Origin of the sequence: Neisseria sp. N95_16 (genome assembly GCF_002551535.2) — a bacterium.
Classification (GTDB): Bacteria; Pseudomonadota; Gammaproteobacteria; order Burkholderiales; family Neisseriaceae; genus Neisseria; species Neisseria brasiliensis.
Window position 1 is genome coordinate 25139 of record NZ_PDBT02000011.1, and the last position, 21846, is coordinate 46984.

Here is a 21846-nt window from a genome sequence, read left to right on the forward strand (position 1 = left end):
GACGGCCTGATTGATTAGAAACTAAGCCTAATCTCGATAAACGAATTAATCGTCGTCATCATCACGGCTGTCGCGACGGCGGTTGGAGCGGCGATCGTCGTCATCTTCTTCGTAGTGGCTGTTGCGCTTGCGGTCGCGGCGGTCGTCATCTTCGTCTTCTTCGTAACGACGTTCGCGCTCATTGCGGCTCGAGCGGCGGCGGTCGCCGTCTTCATCGTCTTCATAGTGGCTGTTGCGGTCGCGGCCGTTGTAGTAGTCGTTGTCGCTGTAATCGGTGACATCGGCTTTGCGGTTGCGATGATAAGAATACGCCGCACCGGCCAAACCGCCTGCTGCTGCGCCGATTAACGCGCCTTTTTTGTTTTTACCGACCACACCGCCGACTACGGCACCGGCAGCCGCACCGATTGCGGTGGATTTTACCGTGCTGGTGCGCTTGGTTTGCTCGGCGTGGCTGATGGCCGGTGTCATCAAAGCGGTGCTGACCAAGGTGGCGAGCAACATGTTTTTCATGTTCATCTGAGTTCCTTTTAAAAGGGATTTTTCCCGAAAAAATAGTAGGTTAAAGGAAGTAGTACTTTAGCACGAAATTGCTTGTTCGGTGCAATAATCACGATAAAATCCGCTTATCGTGATTGGTTGCGATATGAATGACAGCGTGGCGTATTCAGATGGCCTGTTTGTTGGCTTTTGTCGCTGATTCCGGTGGGAGCAGGGCGCGTTTTGTGGCATAATTCATTTTCTTATTCTTTATTTTCAGCCGCAGACATTTCGCGTTGCGGTTTCAATCTATTATCCTGATTCCTTTTTTCAGACGGCATTGCTTAAATAGGCCGTCTGAAACAGAAAGATACGTCTATGAATCCATTTGCAACTTTAGGCTTGGGCAATGAAATCGTTTCTGCCTTAAGCCAGCAAGGCTATGAAAACCCGACGCCGATTCAGGCGGCCGCCATTCCGAAAGCCTTGGCCGGACACGATTTGCTGGCCGCCGCGCAAACCGGCACCGGTAAAACCGCCGCGTTTATGCTGCCGAGCTTGGAGCGGCTCAAACGCTATGCCACCGCCAGCACATCGCCGGCCATGCATCCGGTGCGTATGCTGGTGTTGACGCCGACGCGTGAATTGGCCGACCAAATCGACCAAAATGTGACGGGCTATATCAAAAACCTGCCGCTGCGCCATACCGTTTTGTTCGGCGGCGTGAGCATGGACAAACAAACCGCCGAGCTGCGTGCCGGTTGCGAAATCGTGGTGGCCACCGTCGGCCGCTTGCTCGACCATGTGAAACAAAAAAACATCAACTTAAACAAAGTCGAAATTGTGGTGTTGGACGAAGCTGATCGTATGTTGGACATGGGCTTCATCGACGACATCCGCAAAATCATGCAGATGCTGCCGAAGCAGCGCCAAACTTTGCTGTTTTCCGCCACCTTCTCGCCGCCGATTCGCAAGTTGGCGCAAGATTTTATGAATGCGCCGGAATTGGTCGAAGTGGCTGCGCAAAACACCACCAATGCCAATGTCGAGCAGCACATCATCGCGGTGGACGGCATACAGAAGCGCAATCTGTTGGAGCGTTTGATTGTTGATTTGAACATGAATCAAGTGATTGTGTTCTGCAAAACCAAGCAAAGCGTCGATCAAGTGACCCGCGATTTGGTGCGCCGCAACATTGCCGCCCAGTCGATTCACGGCGACAAATCGCAGCAAACCCGTTTGGAAACGCTCAATGCCTTTAAAGAAGGCAGTCTGCGCGTGCTGGTGGCCACCGATGTGGCCGCGCGCGGCCTCGACATTGCCGAACTGCCGTTTGTAATCAACTACGAGTTGCCCACCCAAGCCGAAGACTATGTACACCGCATCGGCCGCACCGGCCGCGCAGGTGCCGACGGCGTGGCCATTTCATTGATGGACAAAACCGAACAGAAAATGTTTGAAGCCATCAAAGAGCTGACCGGCAACGATTTGGCGGTGGAACGCATCGAAGGCTTCGAGCCGCAATGGCAAAACGAAGGCGTGGAAACAGCCGCCACCGAGCCGCGCCAAGCACGCAGCGAACGCCGCAGCGAGCGTTATGAACGCAGCGACCGAAACGAACGCAGCCTCAGCGACAAAACCGAGCGCGAAGAACGCAAAGCACGCGACAGCCGCGAGGAACGCACCGATAAGAAAGATCCCGGCGCGGCTTGCGGCAAAATTGCCGGCCGCCGTAAACGCCGTGGCGAGCGCCAGCCTTGCGCGCTGTTGCAGCCGAATTTCGGCGTGCGTTGAGTTTTTAGTTTGTTGATTGGATAAAAAATAAAGGCCGTACCGCTGAGCGGCAGGCTTTACACTCTGAAAAGTTTTCAGACGGCCTAATTCAATTTATTTCGAGTGTGCCTTAATACATACAGCATTTGCTTAACAAGTATTTAGTAATTGAAGTTATCAAAAAATTTTTAAGTTAGGAGATTCGTATATTATGAAAGCTATATTATTTTTCTTGTTGTTTGATATTTCTGGTGGAAAATTGACTTTAGTTGAAGGTAAGCATCTAGTTTTTCATTCTTACGAAGAATGTCAAAAAGTGAGTAAATCAATGGCAAGCAGTCTTGATTGGAAAAAGAAAGGGTATAAGAGCTTTAGCACTTGTATTCCACAGGAAGCATTTGATGAAGAGCCAACTATGTAAAATTAGCCAACAGCAAGCGTAGTGTGGGCACTTGCTGCCTACGCAAATTAATACGACTTTCTATTTTAATAAAAACCACAGGCCGTCTGAAAAATATTTGATTTTCAGACGGCCTGTTCGATTTATTTTGCGTGTGCATTAATGCACACACTACGCTCGTTGAAGCCTTTGTAAAACCCGATTTAATTCGCAAACCTGTGGTCGTCATTGTCGGGCGCTGACCCGACAATCCAGCCTTTGAGTTTCAAGAATCTCATCTATAAAAAACGGAAAACAGTAGGTCGGATACTTGTATCCGACAAAGCCGCTGCGATTCAGCCAAATGTCGGATTCGAGAATCCGACCTGCGTTTTAAACGGCTCAATAAGCGTAGTGTGGGCACTTGCTGCCCACGCAATTTAATGCAACTTTCTGTTTTAATAAAAATCACAGGCCGTCTGAAAATCTTTTCAGACGGCCTGTTTCAACAATCAACAATCTTAATCGGTTTCCCGATCAGGCATTATTTCTTGTCGTCTTTCACTTCTTCAAAATCGGCATCCACCACGTCATCTTCTTTCTTAGCAGAAGATTCGGTTGCGCCTTCGCCTGCTTGTGCTTCGGCTTGCGCTTGGGCGTAAACCATCTCGCCCAGTTTTTGGCTGGCGGTGCCCAAAGCTTCGGCTTTGGCGTCGATGTCGGCTTTGTCTTCGCCTTTCACGGCTTCTTCGGCAGCGGTCAACGCTTCTTCGATTTTGGCTTTTTCATCGGCATCCAGTTTGTCACCGTAGTCGGCCAAAGATTTTTTCACTGAGTGAATCAGGGCTTCGGCTTGGTTGCGTGAAGCGACCAATTCGGTCAGTTTTTTATCTTCTTCCGCGTTGGCTTCCGCGTCTTTCACCATGCGTTCGATTTCTTCTTCGCTCAAGCCTGAAGAACCTTGGATGGTGATGTTGGCAGCTTTGCCGGTGCCTTTGTCTTTGGCGGAAACGTGCAAGATACCGTTGGCGTCAATGTCGAAGGTTACTTCGATTTGCGGCATACCGCGTGGTGCCGGAGCGATGTCGCCCAAATTGAACTGACCCAATGATTTATTGGCAGAAGCACGCTCACGTTCGCCTTGCAACACATGAATCGTTACAGCCGATTGGTTGTCTTCGGCGGTAGAGAAGGTTTGTGATGCTTTGGTCGGAATGGTGGTGTTTTTCTGAATCAGCTTGGTCATCACGCCGCCCATGGTTTCGATACCCAAAGACAACGGAGTCACGTCGAGCAGCAATACGTCGCTGCGGCCGCCGCCCAATACTTCACCTTGAATCGCCGCACCAACAGCCACGGCTTCGTCTGGGTTCACGTCTTTGCGTGGGGCTTTGCCGAAGAATTTTTCTACTTCTTCTTGCACTTTAGGCATACGGGTTTGACCGCCCACCAAAATCACGTCGTCAATTTGACCTGCGCTCAAGCCTGCGTCTTGCAAGGCGATGCGGCAAGGTTCGATAGAACGTTTAATCAAATCTTCAACCAAAGATTCGAATTTGGCACGGCTCAGTTTCAATACCAAGTGTTTCGGGCCGCTCGCATCCATGGTGATGTAAGGCAGGTTGATTTCGGTTTGCTGACCGCTCGACAATTCGATTTTGGCTTTTTCAGCAGCTTCTTTTACACGCTGCATGGCCATTGGATCACCTTTCAAATCAATGCCTTGTTCTTTTTTGAACTCGTCAATGATGAAGTCGATGATGCGTTGGTCGAAGTCCTCGCCGCCCAAGAAGGTGTCGCCGTTGGTAGCCAATACTTCAAACTGTTTGTCGCCATCCACATCGGCAATTTCGATGATGGAAATATCGAAAGTACCGCCGCCCAAGTCGTAAACCGCTACTTTGCGGTCACCGCCGGATACTTTGTCCATACCGAAAGCCAATGCGGCTGCGGTCGGCTCGTTGATGATGCGTTTTACATCCAAACCGGCAATGCGGCCGGCATCTTTGGTGGCTTGACGTTGGCTGTCGTTGAAGTAAGCCGGAACGGTAATCACCGCTTCAGTCACTTTCTCGCCCAAGTAGGCTTCAGCCGCTTCTTTCATTTTGCGCAATACTTCAGCCGAAACTTGCGGAGGCGACAATTCTTTGCCTTGCGCTTTCACCCAAGCATCGCCATTTGATGCTTTGATGATTTCAAACGGCATGGTTTCGATGTCGCGTTGTACTTCTTTATCTTCAAATTTGTGGCCGATTAAGCGTTTGGCCGCGTAGATGGTGTTTTTTGCATTGGTAACTGCTTGGCGTTTGGCCGGTGCGCCGACCAATACTTCGTTGCCGTCAAGGTAGGCAACCACAGACGGGGTGGTACGCGCGCCTTCGGCGTTTTCAATCACTTTGGTTTGACCATTTTCAGAGATGGATACGCATGAGTTGGTTGTACCCAAGTCAATACCGATTACTTTTGCCATAGTGTGATAGCTCCTGGTGAAAAATTTAAATTACTGATTAATGAATTGGTTTGAACTTGTCGTTCAGTTGGCTTGTAGATAAGGGTGTTCAATTTTTTTTTCAAGGCTTGGAGTGAAATTTTTTTATGATTTAATTCAAGTGCTTGATTTATTTATCCACAGGCTGTTTGGAATATTGGTTTGATTTTTCAGACGGCCTTGTTATCCGAATCGTGTTCCGATGGTTCGGAATGATTTTCTAAAAGCGGTGTGTTGGCTACCGGCATAGGATAAGGCCGTCTGAAAATTTTATGCTTGATAAACAGCATCAAGCGGTGCTTTCAATCTTCTTTTTTTGCCACCACGACCATGGCCGGACGCAACACGCGCTCAGACAATGAATAGCCTTTTTTCATCACATTGACGATGGTGTTTGGCTCTTGCTCGCTCACCACGGTTTGCACGGCTTGGTGTTGGTGCGGGTCGAGTTTGTCGCCTACAGCAGGGTTGATTTCTTTGATTTGGGTCGCGTCGAATGCTTTTTGCAATTCGTTCAGGGTCATTTGCACACCCATTTTCAAGGCTTCGAAATTGCCGCTTTGATCCAGCAAAGCCATTTCCAAATAGTCTTTCACCGGCAGCATTTCAGCAGCGAATTTTTGACCGGCAAATTTATGGGTGGAAGCGATTTCTTCCTGATGACGGCGGCGCAGGTTTTGCTCGTTGGCCAAGCCGCGCAATTGTTCGTCTTTGAGTTGGCCTTCCAACTCTTCAATACGCGCCTGCAAATCTTCCATGGTCGGCTCAGGTGCGGCTTCGGCTTCAACGGCTTCGGTTTCGGCAGCAGCATCAGCGGCTTGCACTGCTTGAGTTTCTACTTTTTCTTCTTCGATGTTTGGGTTTTGTTCAGTCATGTCCGACATCCTTCGTTCAACAGGGAATGGTTTAATAAATCGCATATAAGGCCGTCTGAAAAAATTTCAAGCCAAATAACCTTTAAATCTGTAAGAGAACTTTTGGTTATAAATTTATCTGCGAATTGGCTATGATAAATTCAATGAAAACGGTAAGATAACGCTTTTACCAGTTTCAGACGGCCTGTTGTATCATGAAAAAAATCACGTCCGCCCCTCCGAAAAAAGACCATCTCAATACCCGCGATTTCGATTTGTGGAACGCGATTCTTGAAGAAACCACGGCTGCGGCGAGCGCCGAACCGATGTTGGCCAGTTTCCTGCATCAAACAGTATTGCGCCACGATTCGCTCGAGGCCGTGTTGGCGTTTCATTTATCCAGCAAACTCGGCAGCCCGATTATGGACGTGCGCGCGTTAAACGAAATCTGCCTGCAAGCGTTTGCCGATGACTGCTGCATTATCGACTGCATGAAAGAAGATTTGCAGGCCATTTACGAGCGTGACCCCGCGTGTGACGAATATTCTCTGCCGCTGCTTTATTTCAAAGGTTTTCACGCCATTCAGGCACACCGCATCAACCATTGGCTGTATAACAACGGCCGCAAAACTTTGTCTTATTTCCTGCAAAACCGAATGTCGGAAGTGTTCGGCGTGGATATTCACCCTGCAGCACGTTTCGGCCACGGTCTGATGCTCGACCACGCCACCGGTTTTGTGGCCGGTGAAACCGCCGTGTTGGGCAACAATATTTCTATTTTGCATGGCGTGACTTTGGGCGGCTCGGGTAAGGAATGCGGCGACCGTCACCCGAAAGTTTCAGACGGCGTGATGATTGGCGCGAACGCTTCGATTTTGGGCAATATCCGAATCGGCGAGAACGCCAAAATCGGCGCGGGCAGTGTGGTGGTGGCCGATGTGCCCTCGTCGATTACCGTGGTCGGCGTACCGGCCAAACCGATTGGCCGTTCGTCTAAGGTGCCGTCGCAGGATATGAATCAGTATATTGAATTGTCGGGTGCGGATTTTGTGATTTGATGAATGGAATAGTAAAGGCCGTCTGAAAACAAGTTTTTCAGACGGCCTTTATCGTATGGTTTATTCCAGCGGCGATTGCGGCGCCCCGGCCGGACGTTTGTAGCGGTTGTACATAAACAGATACTGCGTTGGGAAACGTTGAATCCAATATTCCACGTTTTGATTGATGATGCGGGCATCGTGGGCTTTGTCGCCGTTGAGTTCGCCTTGCAGCGGTTCGATGTGCAGCGCAAAGCCTTGGCCGTTGGGTAAGCGTTCGCCGACGAAAAACAGGGCTTTCACGCCTTTGACTTGGGCGAGTTTGCCCGCCAGCGTCATGGTGTAGGCAGGACGGCCGAAGAAATCGACCCACACGCCGTCACCGCCTTCTTCGGGCGCGGGCACGTGGTCGGGCAGTACGATGGTGGCTTCACCCGCGCGCAGGGCTTTGATAACCTGCTTCACGCCTTGGATATTGGTCGGCGCGGTTTTGCCCTTGCCGCGCACACGTCCGGCCTGCATCACGGCATCGACGGCTTTGAATTTCGGCGGTTTGTACATGGCGGTCAGCGGAAACGGCAATTGCTGGCTGATGTAGCGTCCGGCCAAATCATAGCTGCCGATGTGCGGCGTGATGAATAGTAAGCCCTGCTGATTGTCTAAGGCCGTCTGAACGTGTTCCCAGCCATTGACCTGTTGAAACAGCGTTTCAATCTCTTCAGGCCGTCTGAAAAAAGCCACGGGCAGTTCCAAACCGCCTTTGGCTGTTTCGCGGAACACGGTTTGAATCATCTTGTCATCGGGCTGCAAACCGGCTTGGCGCATATTGGCGCGCACGCGTTGGCGGTCTTTTTTGAGAAAATAAAACGCCATGCCGCCTAAAAAGTTGCCCAGCGCGTGCAGTAGTGGCAGCGGCAGGGCGGCAAAGGATTTGAAAAGTAGGGTAACCAAAGTGTGCATATATAGAGAAGCGTAAGAGTATTGGATTGATTGTAATGGAAATTGGGGCATACGCCTAATATCGAATGCTAAAACCATCAGGAGGCCGTCTGAAAGTATAGAGGCAAAGCACTGCGCCGGCTTGTCATACAGGCGAAGATTTGCTATCATTCGCGCAGCATTAAGAGTTGGGAATTCCATGCCAACCTGCTTTTCATAGGAAAGGTAAGGTGGACGGTCGTTCAGACCGATGTGGCTCGCCAGAGCAATCCAAACCCGCTTAATGCGGGAATTTTTTTTGTCTGTTGCAAATGAATTCCGTGCATTTAAATAAGAAAAATTCTTATTTGGATGGCAAGTTTGGGCAAAAACTGCTATGATTTTTGCGATTTGATGATGTCAGTAAATAGGCCGTCTGAAAACTTAACGGCTTATTTAAAAAAGAAAGAATGAGTAATGAGCGAATTTTTGTTTACTTCTGAATCTGTATCCGAAGGCCATCCTGATAAAGTGGCCGACCAAATTTCCGATGCGATTTTGGATGCGATTTTAGCGCAAGACCCGACCGGACGCGTAGCGGCGGAAACCTTGGTGGCGACTGATTTGTGCGTGTTGGCCGGTGAAATTACCACCAGCGCCAAAGTGGATTATGAGCAAGTGGCACGCGATACCGTGAAACGCATTGGCTACAACAATCCCGAGTGGGGCTTTGCGGCCGATACCTTTAAATTGGTGTTGAACTACGGCGAGCAATCGCCCGACATTGCCCAAGGTGTCAACGAAGGCGAGGGCATTGATTTGAACCAGGGTGCGGGTGACCAAGGTTTGATGTTTGGCTATGCCTGTGACGAAACCCCAACATTGATGCCGTTTGCCATCTACTACAGCCACCGCCTGATGCAACGCCAAAGCGAATTGCGCAAAGACGGCCGCCTGCCGTGGTTGCGCCCTGATGCCAAAGCCCAATTGACCTGCGTGTACGACAGCGAAACCGGCAAAGTGAAACGCATCGACACCGTGGTATTGTCCACCCAGCACGATCCGGAAATCAGCCACGAAGAATTGACCCAAGCCGTGATCGAGCACATCATCAAGCCGGTATTGCCGTCTGAAATGCTGACCGACGAAACCAAATACCTGATTAACCCGACCGGTAATTTCGTCATCGGCGGCCCGCAAGGCGACTGCGGTTTGACCGGCCGTAAAATCATCGTCGACACCTACGGCGGTGCAGCACCACACGGCGGCGGCGCGTTCTCCGGCAAAGACCCGTCTAAAGTTGACCGCTCTGCCGCTTACGCCAGCCGCTATGTGGCGAAAAATATTGTGGCCGCCGGTTTGGCGACCCAATGCCAAATTCAAGTGTCTTACGCCATCGGCGTGGCCGAGCCGACTTCGATTTCGATCGACACTTTCGGCACCGGCAAAATCAGCGAAGCCGATTTGATTAAATTGGTGCGCGAACATTTTGACCTGCGCCCGAAAGGCATTGTGCAAATGCTGGACTTGCTGCATCCGCGTTATAGCAAAACCGCCGCTTACGGCCACTTCGGCCGTGAAGAGCCTGAGTTTACTTGGGAGCGCACCGACAAGGCGCAAGCATTGAAAGCCGCTGCCGGTCTTTAATGATGAAATAAGCAAAGGCCGTCTGAAACTTATGTTTTCAGACGGCCTTTTCTCTTATACAATAGCTGCATTATTTTTCTATGAATAAAGGACACAGCCATGTTCGGTAAAAACCTGTTTGAAGAAGTGACCTCAAAATTGAGCGAAACCATCGCCAACAGCCCGGCCAAAGATGTTGAGAAAAATGTCAAAGCCATGTTGGGCAGCGCGTTTAACCGCATGGATTTGGTGACCCGTGAAGAATTCGATATCCAGCAGCAAGTGTTGATTAAAACCCGCACCAAATTGGTGGAGCTGGAAGCGCGTTTGGCCAAATTGGAAGCAGCGCAAAATCCTGCTGCGGCCGAAGACAGCGTAGTGGAAGAATCTGCCGCTAAAGTGGAAGCAGCCGTGGAATCGGTAACCAAAGCAGACAGCGCCGAATAAGGCCGTCTGAACCATGTCGCTCGCTTTGGTTTACAGCCGCGCTTTAAGCGGTATGAATGCACCGTTGGTCGAGGTGGAAGCCCATCTTGCCAACGGTTTGCCGCATTTCAATATTGTCGGGCTGCCCGATACCGAAGTAAAGGAAAGCCGTGACCGCGTGCGTGCGGCGATTATCCAAAGCGGCTTTGATTTTCCGGCGAAAAAAATCACCGTCAATCTGGCACCGGCCGATTTGCCCAAAGAATCCGGCCGGTTTGATTTGCCCATTGCCATCGGCATTTTGGCCGCTTCGGGGCAGATTTCGATGGAGAAACTGGCGCAATATGAATTTGCCGGCGAATTGGCTTTGTCGGGGATGTTGCGGCCTGTGCGCGGCGCATTGGCGATGGCGTGGCAGGGTATGCAGGCAGGGCGCGCTTTTGTGTTGCCGTCTGAAAACGCGCAACAAGCTGCTGTAATGAAAGGCATCACGGTTTACGGCGCGCAATCTTTAGGCGAAGTGGCGGCGCATTTAAACGCCATTGAGCCTTTGACGCAAACCGAATGCCCGAATCTCGACAGGCCGTCTGAAAGCGTAAACCTGCCGGATTTGAGTGATGTAAAAGGGCAACATACCGCACGTTTGGCTCTGGAAATTGCCGCTGCGGGCGGACACAGCTTATTGATGATGGGTCCGCCGGGTACGGGTAAATCGATGTTATCGCAGCGTTTGCCGGGCATTTTGCCGCCGTTGACCGAAGACGAATTGGTCGAAGTGTGGGCGTTGCGCTCATTGCTGCCTAATCATCAACAGGAACTCAGCCATGAGAGGCCGTTTCGTTCGCCCCATCACAGCGCCAGTTCGGCAGCAATGGTCGGCGGCGGCTCGGATCCAAGGCCGGGTGAGATTTCTTTAGCGCATCATGGTGTGTTGTTTCTCGATGAATTGCCCGAGTTTGACCGCAAAGTTTTAGAAGTGTTGCGCGAGCCGTTAGAAAACGGCGAAATCCATATTTCCCGCGCGGCGCGACAGGCGGTGTATCCGGCCAAATTCCAATTGGTGGCGGCGATGAATCCTTGTCCGTGCGGCTACCTTGGTCACCCGAACAAACCTTGCCGCTGCACGCCTGAGAGCGTGGCGCGTTACCGTAGCAAAATTTCAGGGCCGCTGCTTGACCGTATTGATTTAACCATTGAAGTGCCTAGCTTGCCTGCCGCAGAATTGATGCAGCAACAAGCAGGCGAATCCAGCGCCGATGTGTTGCAGCGGGTGTTGGCGGCGCGCGACAGACAATATGCGCGGCAGGGCAAAGTGAATGCCGCTTTGAGCGTGACCGAATTAGACAGCGTGGCCAATATCGAACAAGAAGCGTGCGATGCCTTGGGCGCGATGTTGGAAAAATTATCGCTCTCGGCGCGCAGTTTTCACCGCATCATGCGCGTGGCACGCACCTTGGCCGATTTGGCTGGAGACGATGCCGTTGACCGCAGCCATGTATTGAAAGCCATCAGCTTCCGCAGGGCGTTGTAAATCTGCACCAGCCAGAATAATAAACCCATAATGACCCATTTTTCAGACGGCCTGATAAATGGATACGCTCCCAAGCGGCCAGTGCATTATGCCGATATTTTGCCGAACATAAGAGATGTTGATAAAATGTCCTATCTGAATAGCGGACGGCGGTTCAGAGTGGTGGAAGACTTTGAGGCCGTCTGAAAAATAAAGGTACGTTATGAAAAAACAGACACAACATGGTAAAGGTATTGCCGGTTTTATTTCAGGGTTGCTGTTGGCAACTGCTGTGATTGTCGGCATTTTGTTTTTCTTAAACAAAGGCAATCAAAACCAATTTAAAGAGCTGGCGCAGCCGGAGCAAACTTTCGAGCCGGAAGTTTTGCAGCCGCAAACGCCGCCTAAACCGGTAGAAAAACCAGCTTCAGAAGAAGTACCTGTTACACCTGCCGAAACCGACAGCAAAGCCAGCGAAGCGGATACCGCTGCTTCAGAAGCGCAAGATACGCCGTCTGAAAGCGAAGCGCCTAAGGCTGATGAAAGCAAACCTGCTGCGCCTGCGGTAGTGCCTGTGCCGACACCGAAAGCGACTGTTGAGCCTAAAGTAACGGCTGATACCGAAGACGACCGTGACGCCGCCGAACGTGCCGCGCAAGAGCGTGAAGAACGTGCAGCTGCAGAGAAAAAAGCCGCTGAAGCCAAACGCAAAGCTGAGTTAGCACAAAAACGTGCGGAAAAAGCCAAAGCCGATAAAGCGGCCGCCGATAAAAAAGCCGCTGCTGAATTAACTGCCGAGCGAAAACTGGCTGAGAAAAAAGCTGCTGAGAAAAAAGCGGCTGAAAAGAAAGCCGCCGACAAGAAAGCAGCCGACAAGAAAGCAGCTGATAAAAAAGCCGCAGAGAAAAAAACGGCCAAGCCAACTCCTGAGCAAATCTTAAACAGCGGCAGCATTGAAAAAGCCCGCAAAGCCGCAGGTGAAGAAGCGAAGAAATCAAGCAAAGCGGCTGACAGTAAAGCGGCGACCAGCGCGAAATCTTCGGGTAAAAAAGTCATTGTGCAAATGGGTTCATACGGCGACCGCGCTTCTGCCGATGCGCAACGTGCCAAATTGGCGATGATGGGCGTACAGTCCAGCGTGGTGGAAGGTTCGGCCAACGGTAAGAAAGTGTACCGTCTGCAAAGCGGTGTGATGGCGCAAGATGCGGCTCAACGCGTGCAGCAAACGCTGAAGAAAAACGGCGTGAGCAGCTTTACCCGTTCGGCTCAATAAGGAATGATGATGAAAATGAAATTATTCTCGGCATTGATGGCCTTGTCTTTGGCCGGCATGGCGCAAGCCGCCACCGAAGGTAAGGATTACCAAGTGCTGGCTAAGCCGATTCCGCAGGTTCAGGCGGATAAGGTGGAAGTGTTGGAATTTTTCGGCTACTTCTGCGTGCATTGCTACCACTTGGATCCGGTGTTGTTGAAACACAGCCAATCGTTCGCCAAAGACACTTATTTGCGCACCGAGCATGTGGTGTGGCAGCCGGAGATGTTCGGCTTGGCGCGTGTCGCCGCTGCGGTAAACAGCTCCGGTTTAAAATACCAAGCCAATCCGGCGGTGTTTAAAGCGGTGTATGAGCAAAAAATAAATTTGGCCGACAGTGCTACGTTCAAACAATGGGCAGCGGCACAAAAAGGTTTTGACAGCAAAAAATTGGTGGCCGCTTATGATTCCGCCGCCAATCAAACCCAAGCCCAAAACATGCAGGATTTGACCGAAACCTACCGCATCGAAAGCACGCCGATGGTGATTGTTGGTGGTAAATATGAAGTGTTGTTCAACGGCGATTACCAAAACGGTATGAAAACCATTGATGCCTTGATTGCCAAAGTGCGCAGCGAGCGCGGTTTGAAGCAGGCAGGCAGCCGTGTGAAGAGCAAAGGCGCTGCTTTGGCCAAATCAGCCAATCATTGAGGCATCTACCGATTATCATCGATAACAAACAGGCAGTCTGAAAAGGCTGCCTGTATTTTTCAGGCCAAATTATAATGCTGGCTGAAAATGGTTTCAGACGGCATGAAACCATTTGACGTGAATATTGTCGTAAGCAATGTTTGATGAATGAAGCGGCTGAGTTTTCTTACTGATAGCAAATAGGCCGTCTGAAAGAGGTTTAATGGATATTATATTGTTGTTGAAGGCCCTGATTTTGGGCATTGTCGAAGGTTTGACCGAGTTTTTACCGATTTCGAGCACAGGGCACTTGATTGTGGTCGGCGATTTGCTGAATTTCCACAGCAATGGCAAAGTGTTTGAAATCGCGATTCAATTGGGCGCGGTGTTGGCGGTGATCTTTGAATACCGCCAACGTTTCAGCAAGATTATCCGCGGTATCGGCAAAGAGCGCACAGCGAATCGTTTTGTATTGAATCTGGCGGTGGCATTTGTGCCGGCGGCGGTGGTCGGTTTGCTGTTTAGCAAACAGATTAAGCTGTATTTGTTTAACCCGATTACCGTAGCAATGATGCTGGTGTTGGGCGGTTTCTTTATTTTGTGGGTGGAAAAGCGCCAACAAAGCCGTGCGCCGAAAGTGGTGAATGTCGATGATATGCGCCCGATTGATGCGTTTGTGGTCGGCTGTGCGCAGATTTGCGCTTTGGTGCCGGGCACATCGCGTTCGGGTAGTACCATCATGGGCGGCATGCTGTGGGGTTTGGAGCGCAAGGTAGCGACTGAGTTTTCATTCTTCTTGGCGGTGCCGATGATGATTGCGGCGACGTTTTACGATATTTTGAAACACTATAAGCTCTTCACCCTGCAAGACATCGGCTTGATTGCGGTTGGCTTTATCGCTGCGTTTTTTGCCGGTTTGCTGGCGGTAAAAGCCTTATTGAAATTCTTGGCAACCAAAAACTATGTGCCGTTTGCCTATTACCGAATTGTCTTTGGTGGCTTGATTCTGCTGACTTGGGCAATGGGCTGGGTGCAGTGGACTGAATAAATCAATAAGTTTATAGTCGTTTAAAATAAAAATCATACAGCGTTGTCAGCTCCCTTATGTACTGGGTGTACACGGCGGTCGCTGTCGCCTTGTCTGATTTCTATTTTAAAACGACTATAGAAAAGGCCGTCTGAAAAAATGATGAAGTTTCTGAAATGGCTGAGCGGCTTGGTCACCAATCCGGCCACCGGCCACATCTCCCACACCAAGTTGTGGGCAAACGTGGCCGGTGCGGTGATGACCGTTAAATTCGCCCAAACAATGGATGCACCCGAGTGGCTGTGGTGGGCTTATGGTGCGATGGTCGGCGGCTACGCCTTAATTAAACGCGGTATTGCGGCGGTTCCGCAGGTAGCCGCAATCAATAAAGGGAAAGACGATGTGGAAAACGCTTAGCCCTGTGTGGCAGACCTTGATTTCAACTTTGCTGCTGGTAGCGGCGGTATTGGCTCTGTATTTCTGCGGCTATCAGGCCGCGGCAAAACAGGCGGAAACCGACAAAGCCGAAATCATCGCCACCTATCAGGCTTCGGCCTTGGCCGCCGAACAGCTTTATACCGAAAAGCTCAAAGCCGCTGCCGATGAAAAGCAGAAGTGGATCGATTTCGCCCAAGCGCAAAGCCGCGATTTGGCAGCAGCCTATCAGCAAATCGACCGCCAAGCAGCGCAACTGGAGAAGCAGATTGATGAAACCGTACAAAAAGACGGCAGCCGTTTTAACGGCATTGGTGCTGACAGCGTGCAACTCTACAACCGCGCCATCGGCCACGATTAAAACCGTTACCGTGGCGGAAATTCCGCCTGTCTCTTCCGAACTGCTGCTCATTCATGAACGCCCCGAGCGTCTGAGTGGCGGCTCACCCGAACAACTCTTAAATCATGCCGTGGTCTATGGCGCGTATTGCCAAAAATTGGAAGCGCAGGTTTTCGGTTGGCAGGCATGGTATGAAAAAGGCCGTCTGAAACATGACTGATATTTGCGACAAAGCGTCTGAACTCGAAGCCTTGTATTTGGGAGAGGCACTCTATAAGCAGCAAGACAAAACCACGGCCACCGTCAGCAATTATTACTGCGACGACTGCGGCGAGCCGATTCCCGAAGCCCGTCGCCATGCCGTAATCGGCTGCACACGCTGCGTGGTTTGCCAAGAATATTTTGAGAAAGGTTTCCCCGGCTAGTTATGGAAAAAACATTTATCAACATCGAATTTTGGCAGCTCGTCGGCTTTTTATTGAGCTTTCTCGGCGTGTGCTGGGGCTTCGGCAAAATGTTGCTGGCGCAATTTCAGGCGCAGCAGGACGAACGCCAAAAACAGCAGGAACGCCTGCAAGGCAAAGTCGAACTCATGGAAAAGCAGCTCGGCGAATTTAGTGCCAGTCTGCCGATGACCTATGTTTTGCGGGAAGACTACATCCGCAATCAGGTGGTATTGGAGGCCAAGCTCGACAACGTGGTCGACAAGCTCACCGAAATCTACAAAATGGAGCGTCAGCAAAAATGATCAGTCAAGAATTGATGGCCAAGCAACGCCGTGAAGGTATGCGCTGGAACATTCTCAACACCTTAAACAAAGCCCGTCCGCACACCACCAGCGAAGTGTTTTTATTGGACATCATGAATGCGATTTACCCGCAAACCACCGCGCTGGAATTGCGCCAGCAGCTCGACTATCTGGCCGACCGCAAGCTGGTGGAGCTCAACAAAACGCCACACGGCCTGTGGTTTGCCGATTTGACCAGCTTGGGCGTGGACATTGCCGAATACACGGTCGATTGCCGTGCCGGTATTGCCCGCCCTGAAAAAGTGTGGAGCTAGACATGGCGCAACGCAGCACGATTGAAAAACTACCCGAAGCCGTCCGCCACGAGTTTGAACGCAAACTCGTTGAAAACGGCTTTTCGGATTATCAGGCCATAGCCGAATGGCTGCAGGCGCAGGGCTACGAAATCAGCCGCTCGGCGGCGCACCGCTACGGCCAAAAAGTACAACGCCGCTTTGCCGCCATCAAATCCAGCACCGAAGCCGCACGCCTGATTGCCGAAGGTGCGTCCGATGAAGGCGACACCCGCAGCGAAGCCTTGATGGCCATGCTGCAAACCGAACTGTTCGATGCGTTGGTGCAAATCGGCGAAATGGACAACGAAGAGCTAAACGCGCTCGACCGTTTCGGCGTGATGGCCGAAGGTGCGAAGAAAATCAGCGGCTTGATTTCCGCCAGCACCCGCCTGAAAGAGTATCAGGCCAAGGTTAAGGCCAAAGTGCAGGCAGCAGCGGAAGACGTGGCCAAACAGGCCAAGAAAGGCGGCCTGTCTGAAGAATCGGTAGAGGCCATCCGCAAACATATTTTGGGGATTGCATCATGAGGCCGTCTGAAAGCAAAACACAAACCCAATCCGAAGACCGCACACCTGCGGTCTTGCTGCCGTATCAGCAGGCATGGTGCGCCGACCAGTCGCCCGTCAAGCTGTGCGAGAAATCGCGCCGTATCGGTTTGAGCTGGGGCGAAGCGGCAGATACCGCATTGCTGGCAGCGTCGGCCAAAGGCATGGACGCATGGTATATCGGCTATAACAAAGACATGGCTTTAGAGTTTATCCGCGACTGCGCGGGCTGGGCGAAGCACTACCAGCTGGCGGCAGGCGAGATTGAAGAAACCGAGGAAGTGTTTGTCGAAGGCGACGACCGCCAGTCGGTTTTGGCATTTGTTATCCGCTTTGCCTCGGGCTACCGCATTACCGCCTTATCCAGCCGTCCGTCCAACCTTCGCGGTAAACAAGGCCGTGTGATTATTGATGAGGCCGCCTTCCACGAGCAGCTTGGGGAGTTGCTTAAAGCGGCGATGGCCTTGCTGATGTGGGGCGGACAGGTACACATCATCTCCACCCACGATGGTGTGGATAATCCGTTCAATGAGCTGATTGAAGATGTCCGCGCCGGTAAAAAACCATACTCCGTCCACCGCATCCCGTTTGATGAAGCCGTTGAGCAAGGCTTGTATCAACGCATTTGCCTGCGTTTAGGCAAAGAATGGTCTGCCGACGGCGAAGCCGCGTGGTGTAAAGAAATTCGCGATTTTTACGGCGAAGATGCGTCCGAAGAGTTGGACTGCATCCCGAAAAACGGCGGCGGCAAATGGCTGAACCGTGCGCTGATTGAAAGCCGCATGACCCCATACGCGCCGGTTATCCGTTACGACCAAACCGACGATTTCGGCCTGTTACCCGAACCGCGCCGCGCCCGTGAAGTGGCCGACTGGATTGCCGATGAGTTGCAACCCTTGTTGGATGGCTTGGACAAAACCCGCGTTTCCTTTGTCGGCGAAGACTTTGCCCGAAGCGGAGACCGTACCGTGATCGTGCCGCTCTTGCAAAGCAAAGACCTGATTTTGAAACCACCATTTATTTTGGAACTCGGCAATATGCCGTTTGCCCAGCAGGAACAGATTATGCAGCACCTGTTGGCCAATCTGCCCAACCTGCGCGGCGCAGCCTTGGATGCACGCGGCAACGGCCAATCGCTGGCCGAAGCCATGCGCGACGCGTTCGGTGCGGAAGTGGTGGAAGCCGTGATGCTGTCGGAAAACTGGTACCGCAGCCACACTGCGCCGTTTAAGGCAGCATTGGAAGACGGCACACTCGACGGCCTGCCGCGCGATGAAGACATCTTGGCCGACCTGCGTGCGTTCGAATTGGTCAAAGGTGTGCCGCGCATTCCCGACACGCGAACCAAAGGGCAAGACGGCAGAAAACGCCACGGCGACGCGGCGATTGCCTTGGTGTTGGCGCATTACGCGAGTCGAGAGCTGAATGCCGGGCCAGTACGCGTGGCCAGCCGAAAAATCAAACGCCGCAGCCGAATCACGCAAGGCTTTTAAGGCCGTCTGAAAAGAGAATCACATGAAAAAATCGCATCTCAAACTCAAATTGAATGGTCAAAACATCACTTTCAAGCCCGAAGATTTGACCGGCCATATCGCTGTCTCCCGTCAGTTTTTAAACGGTTTCGGCGGCTGGCTGCCCAATCCCGACCCGATTTTGCGCAAGATGGGCAAGCAAATCTCGGTTTACCGCGAATTGTTGCGCGATGAGCTGGTCGGCAGCTTCGTGCGCCGACGAAAAGCCGCCGTTGCCCGCTTGGATTGGAAATTAAGTGGCGATGAAGTCGATGAGCGTGTATTGGATTTTGTCGAAAATTGGCTGGTTGCTGATGTTGATGTGTATAAATTTTGCAAAGACATCATGAATGCCGCTTTTTTCGGTTATCAACCGATTGAAATTATCTGGCAGAAAGGCAGTCAATGGCTGCCGTCTGAAATTGTGGCCAAGCCGCAAGAGTGGTTTGCTTTCAATGATGAGCGCGAATTGATTTTCACCGAAAACGGCTTGAGCCAAGAGCCGCTGCCGCCTTATAAATTCCTTTGCCCACGTCATGAAGACGACTATCTTAATCCCTACGGTTTGGGTGATTTGGGCTTGGTGTTTTGGCTGGTCACTTTCAAGCGCGGCGGCCTGAAATTCTGGGTGAGTTTCACCGAAAAATACGGCGCGCCATGGTTGATTGGTAAAGAGCCGCGCTCCAACACCCACAGCGACACCGAAAAGCTGCTTGACGCGTTGGAAGCCTTAATCAGCAATTCCGTCGGCACGATTCCGAACGATTCCAGCGTCGAAATCCACGAAGCCAGCGGCAAATCATCATCAGTAGATGCTTTCGAGAAACTGCTGAAAGAGTGCAAATCCGGCATCAACATCGCCTTGCTTGGCCAAGACCAAACCACCGACAAAGAAACCAACCATGCCAGTGCCAGCGCAGGCTTGGAAATCGCCGACGACATCCGCGACAGCGACCGCCGTATTGTCGAAGCGGCGTTTAACGAGCTGATTGAATGGGTGGTATCGCTGAATTTCGGCGATGTGGTTTGCCCAAAATTCGAGCTGTTTGAGAATGAAGAAGCAGGCACGAAAGAGCGTGCCGAGCGCGACAATATGTTGTCCGGCGCAGGGGTGAAATTCACTTCCCAATACTGGAAGCGCACCTATGGATTGGAAGACGGCGATATTGTTGAAGAAGATGCCATTACCCCGACCGCTGCTGACTTTGCCGAAGGTTGGGACGGCGCAGAAACCGATGCGGGCTTGATTTTAGACACGCTCGCGCCCAATGCAGGCCGTCTGAACCAACAAGGCCGCGACTTGACTGCCTTATTGGTGCAGGATTTGCAGCGCGGCGAAACCGAAGACAATATTCTCGACCGCTTGGCCGAGCAGTTCCCGAATATGGATGACACCGCCTTGCAAAACGAGCTGGCGCGTGTGATTTTCCTGTCCGGTTTGGTCGGCCGCATTGAAGCGGCGCAGGAGATGAGCTGATGAATCCGGAAGACATCAAGGCAATTTTCGGCCTAGAGCCGGAAGCAGCGGTCGAATACTTGAAGCAAAAAGGCGTGGCTGTGTCGTGGGACTGGCAGGATATGCTCGACGATGCCCACGCCACCGCGTTCACCGTGGCCAAAACCGCAGGCATGGACGTGGCCAATGATATTTATCGCGCCGTTGTCAACGCCGCCGAGACCGGCCAAACGCTGGAACAGTTCCAAAAAACACTCACACCGGTATTGCAAAGCAAAGGCTGGTGGGGGCGCACCCAAGCAACCAATCCGGATACCGGCGAAGCCCAAACCGTTCAGCTCGGCAGCCCGCATCGACTGAAAACCATCTACCTGACCAACATGCAGTCGGCCTACATGGCCGGACGCTATGCGGAGATGATGGACTCGGTCGATACGCATCCGTATTGGCAATATGTCGCCATCAACGACAGCCGCACCCGCAACAGTCACCGCCGCATGCACGGTCGCGTCTATGCCGCCACCGACCCGGTTTGGAATACCATGTATCCGCCACTCGATTTCCGCTGCCGCTGCCGCGTGCGCCCCTTGTCCCGCGCAGCAGGCGAAAGCCGCGCCTTGCCCAGCCCGACCCTCGAAACCCAAACAGTCGACATCGGCAGCAACGAATACACAGGCGAAGCCCGCTACGCCCAACGCACCGGCTTGCGTATCGACGGCAAATTTGTCGCACCGAGCGCAGGTTTCAATGCCAACCAAGGTCAAACCATGCTCTCACGCATGGCTTCGGTTGCCGTTCAAAAAGCCCACGCCGTCCACCCCGACATCGCCCGAATCGCGCTGAAAATCATGATGGGCAATGCCAAATTCAAAGCAGCTTTGTCTGCCGCCGATTTAGCATGGGTGCAAAAAATCCTGAAAGGCTGACCATGATTGAAATCAACCTAGACTCAAAATCAGTAGACCGCAGCTTGAGCCAGCTGTTAACCAATCTAGGCCACTCACGTAAAATGATGAGAGCCGTGGCCACCGAAATGACCTCACTCACGGAAGAAAACTTCGAGAATGAGAGTTTCGGCGGCGATAAATGGCCACAAAGCAAACGCGCAGCGCAAGGCGGCAAAACCCTGCAACTGGCCGGCCAACTTGCCGCCAGTATTTCCACCCAAGTCGGCAACGACTTCACTCGTATCGGCAGCAACAAACCCTATGCCGCCATCCACCATCTCGGCGGCCAAGCCGGACGCGGCAGAAAAGTCACCATCCCAGCCAGACCATACCTCCCCATCAACGGCAGCGGCCAACTCCAAAACGGAGCCGATAAAAGAATCATCGATATCGCGCTCGAATCACTCAAAGCAGGTCTCTAAAAAAGCAAGGGGCTTAGGAAGCAAAAACGGGCAAAATCTGCCCGTTTATTTTCATTACACCCTGTGCAACACTATTTCACAAATCCAATCCCACCAAAACCCATTTCAGCCCGCCTCATCCCATTTATCTCACAGAGTCTATATATTTATCTCAATGGGTTTCAAGACGGCCTTTTCAGACCGCCTTATTAATACCGATTATTTCAGTACGCGACGGAGCAACATCAAAGCAAAAATACCAACGATGATGCCCAATACGATACCGCCAACAGATAAGGTATCTGCTTTTGCTCCGGTCAAAGCTTCAGTTACTTCAGACGGTACGGCAGCATAAGCTTGGGCAGCCAGTGCCAAAGGGGCAGCGGTTACTACCGCCAATTTTGCGCCGTATTTACGGCAGGTGTTCATCAATTTCATGATGTTTTCCTTTAGTGAGTAAAGTTAAAAAAATGAAAGTGCGGGCTTTGTGAAGGTTTCAGAGACCGCCCGCCGAGCCTCTTAAACTTAGCCTTCTTTAAGGTAGAAACCAAAAATCAGGAATTCGCCACCGATTTCTTCTAAAGCTGCATTAAATGCGTCTTCGTAGCTATCGTATTGACCGGCTGATTTGATGTTTGGTGTAAAACCTATATCGCCGAAAGGATCAG

General features: G+C 51.6%; 25 protein-coding genes and 1 riboswitch. Of the genes, 20 read left to right on the forward strand and 5 right to left on the reverse strand.

The window, feature by feature from the left end; translation table 11 throughout:
- Positions 1-45: 45 nt before the first annotated feature.
- Positions 46-519: a YMGG-like glycine zipper-containing protein gene (locus CRG49_RS02985; protein ID WP_095501625.1), complete on the reverse strand. Its 474-nt coding sequence runs from the start codon at positions 517-519 to the stop codon at positions 46-48.
- A 339-nt stretch (positions 520-858) separates the two neighbouring features.
- Here CRG49_RS02985 and CRG49_RS02990 point away from each other — a divergent pair, with 339 nt between their 5' ends.
- Entirely contained in the window at positions 859-2274 is a 1416-nt protein-coding gene (locus CRG49_RS02990; protein WP_095501626.1) for a DEAD/DEAH box helicase, read from the forward strand.
- Positions 2275-2464: 190 nt separating this feature from the next.
- Positions 2465-2674: a hypothetical protein gene (locus tag CRG49_RS02995; RefSeq protein WP_095501627.1), complete on the forward strand. Its 210-nt coding sequence runs from the start codon at positions 2465-2467 to the stop codon at positions 2672-2674.
- A 502-nt stretch (positions 2675-3176) separates the two neighbouring features.
- Here the strand turns inward: CRG49_RS02995 and dnaK are convergent.
- Both dnaK and grpE read right to left on the reverse strand, forming a co-directional pair.
- Positions 3177-5102 carry a molecular chaperone DnaK gene (gene dnaK / locus CRG49_RS03000; protein ID WP_095501628.1) on the reverse strand — a complete coding sequence of 642 codons (1926 nt, stop codon included), beginning with the start codon at positions 5100-5102 and terminating at the stop codon, positions 3177-3179.
- 320 nt (positions 5103-5422) lie between these two features.
- Positions 5423-6004 (reverse strand): nucleotide exchange factor GrpE, encoded by a 582-nt coding sequence (gene grpE / locus CRG49_RS03005; protein ID WP_095501629.1) that lies wholly within the window; start codon positions 6002-6004, stop codon positions 5423-5425.
- A gap of 185 nt (positions 6005-6189) precedes the next feature.
- Between grpE and cysE the strand changes: the two genes are divergently transcribed.
- Positions 6190-7032: a serine O-acetyltransferase gene (gene cysE, locus CRG49_RS03010; RefSeq protein WP_095501630.1), complete on the forward strand. Its 843-nt coding sequence runs from the start codon at positions 6190-6192 to the stop codon at positions 7030-7032.
- Between the two features lie 60 nt (positions 7033-7092).
- Here cysE and CRG49_RS03015 read toward each other — a convergent pair whose 3' ends face one another.
- On the reverse strand, positions 7093-7971 hold the full coding sequence (locus tag CRG49_RS03015; RefSeq protein WP_229436903.1) for a lysophospholipid acyltransferase family protein: 879 nt from the start codon (positions 7969-7971) through the stop codon (positions 7093-7095).
- Positions 7972-8123: 152 nt separating this feature from the next.
- Positions 8124-8234: riboswitch (SAM-I-IV-variant riboswitch) on the forward strand.
- A gap of 172 nt (positions 8235-8406) precedes the next feature.
- On the opposite strand from CRG49_RS03015, the gene metK reads away from it, so the two are divergent.
- The 17 genes from metK (at position 8407) to CRG49_RS03100 (ending at position 21199) form a co-directional block, all read left to right on the forward strand.
- A complete protein-coding gene (metK, locus tag CRG49_RS03020) occupies positions 8407-9576 on the forward strand; it encodes a methionine adenosyltransferase (protein ID WP_095501632.1) in 1170 nt (389 codons plus the stop codon).
- A gap of 99 nt (positions 9577-9675) precedes the next feature.
- Positions 9676-10002, forward strand: coding sequence for an accessory factor UbiK family protein (locus CRG49_RS03025; protein WP_095501633.1), 327 nt, complete (start codon positions 9676-9678; stop codon positions 10000-10002).
- 13 nt (positions 10003-10015) lie between these two features.
- Positions 10016-11512 (forward strand): YifB family Mg chelatase-like AAA ATPase, encoded by a 1497-nt coding sequence (locus tag CRG49_RS03030; protein ID WP_095501634.1) that lies wholly within the window; start codon positions 10016-10018, stop codon positions 11510-11512.
- Between the two features lie 202 nt (positions 11513-11714).
- Positions 11715-12764 carry an SPOR domain-containing protein gene (locus CRG49_RS03035; RefSeq protein ID WP_095501635.1) on the forward strand — a complete coding sequence of 350 codons (1050 nt, stop codon included), beginning with the start codon at positions 11715-11717 and terminating at the stop codon, positions 12762-12764.
- Positions 12765-12767: 3 nt separating this feature from the next.
- Entirely contained in the window at positions 12768-13454 is a 687-nt protein-coding gene (locus tag CRG49_RS03040) for a thiol:disulfide interchange protein DsbA/DsbL (RefSeq protein WP_095501636.1), read from the forward strand.
- A gap of 202 nt (positions 13455-13656) precedes the next feature.
- Positions 13657-14481 carry an undecaprenyl-diphosphate phosphatase gene (locus CRG49_RS03045; RefSeq protein ID WP_095501637.1) on the forward strand — a complete coding sequence of 275 codons (825 nt, stop codon included), beginning with the start codon at positions 13657-13659 and terminating at the stop codon, positions 14479-14481.
- Positions 14482-14622: 141 nt separating this feature from the next.
- On the forward strand, positions 14623-14877 hold the full coding sequence (locus CRG49_RS03050) for a hypothetical protein (RefSeq protein WP_095501649.1): 255 nt from the start codon (positions 14623-14625) through the stop codon (positions 14875-14877).
- Entirely contained in the window at positions 14861-15256 is a 396-nt protein-coding gene (locus CRG49_RS03055; RefSeq protein WP_095501638.1) for a hypothetical protein, read from the forward strand. The genes CRG49_RS03050 and CRG49_RS03055 overlap by 17 nt, the downstream gene beginning before the upstream one ends.
- Positions 15257-15275: 19 nt before the next feature.
- Complete coding sequence (locus CRG49_RS03060) at positions 15276-15455, forward strand: hypothetical protein (RefSeq protein WP_195690081.1); 180 nt, start codon at positions 15276-15278, stop codon at positions 15453-15455.
- Positions 15448-15660, forward strand: a complete 213-nt coding sequence (locus CRG49_RS03065) for a TraR/DksA family transcriptional regulator (protein WP_095501639.1) — start codon at positions 15448-15450, stop codon at positions 15658-15660. The genes CRG49_RS03060 and CRG49_RS03065 overlap by 8 nt, the downstream gene beginning before the upstream one ends.
- Positions 15661-15662: 2 nt before the next feature.
- A complete protein-coding gene (locus tag CRG49_RS03070; protein WP_095501640.1) occupies positions 15663-15983 on the forward strand; it encodes a hypothetical protein in 321 nt (106 codons plus the stop codon).
- Positions 15980-16297, forward strand: a complete 318-nt coding sequence (locus CRG49_RS03075; protein WP_095501641.1) for a hypothetical protein — start codon at positions 15980-15982, stop codon at positions 16295-16297. The genes CRG49_RS03070 and CRG49_RS03075 overlap by 4 nt, the downstream gene beginning before the upstream one ends.
- 2 nt (positions 16298-16299) lie before the next feature.
- Positions 16300-16845: a DUF3486 family protein gene (locus CRG49_RS03080; RefSeq protein WP_095501642.1), complete on the forward strand. Its 546-nt coding sequence runs from the start codon at positions 16300-16302 to the stop codon at positions 16843-16845.
- Positions 16842-18356, forward strand: a complete 1515-nt coding sequence (locus CRG49_RS03085; RefSeq protein WP_095501643.1) for a terminase large subunit domain-containing protein — start codon at positions 16842-16844, stop codon at positions 18354-18356. Before CRG49_RS03080 ends, CRG49_RS03085 begins: the two co-directional genes overlap by 4 nt.
- Positions 18357-18378: 22 nt before the next feature.
- The gene (locus CRG49_RS03090) at positions 18379-19851 is read left to right on the forward strand and encodes a DUF935 domain-containing protein (protein ID WP_095501644.1); all 1473 of its coding nucleotides are present in this window, start codon (positions 18379-18381) and stop codon (positions 19849-19851) included.
- Positions 19851-20756: a phage minor head protein gene (locus CRG49_RS03095; protein WP_095501645.1), complete on the forward strand. Its 906-nt coding sequence runs from the start codon at positions 19851-19853 to the stop codon at positions 20754-20756. Before CRG49_RS03090 ends, CRG49_RS03095 begins: the two co-directional genes overlap by 1 nt.
- Positions 20757-20758: 2 nt before the next feature.
- Positions 20759-21199 (forward strand): phage virion morphogenesis protein, encoded by a 441-nt coding sequence (locus tag CRG49_RS03100; protein ID WP_095501646.1) that lies wholly within the window; start codon positions 20759-20761, stop codon positions 21197-21199.
- Positions 21200-21397: 198 nt separating this feature from the next.
- Here CRG49_RS03100 and CRG49_RS03105 read toward each other — a convergent pair whose 3' ends face one another.
- The gene (locus tag CRG49_RS03105) at positions 21398-21616 is read right to left on the reverse strand and encodes a major capsid protein (RefSeq protein WP_095501647.1); all 219 of its coding nucleotides are present in this window, start codon (positions 21614-21616) and stop codon (positions 21398-21400) included.
- Positions 21617-21846: the final 230 nt, after the last annotated feature.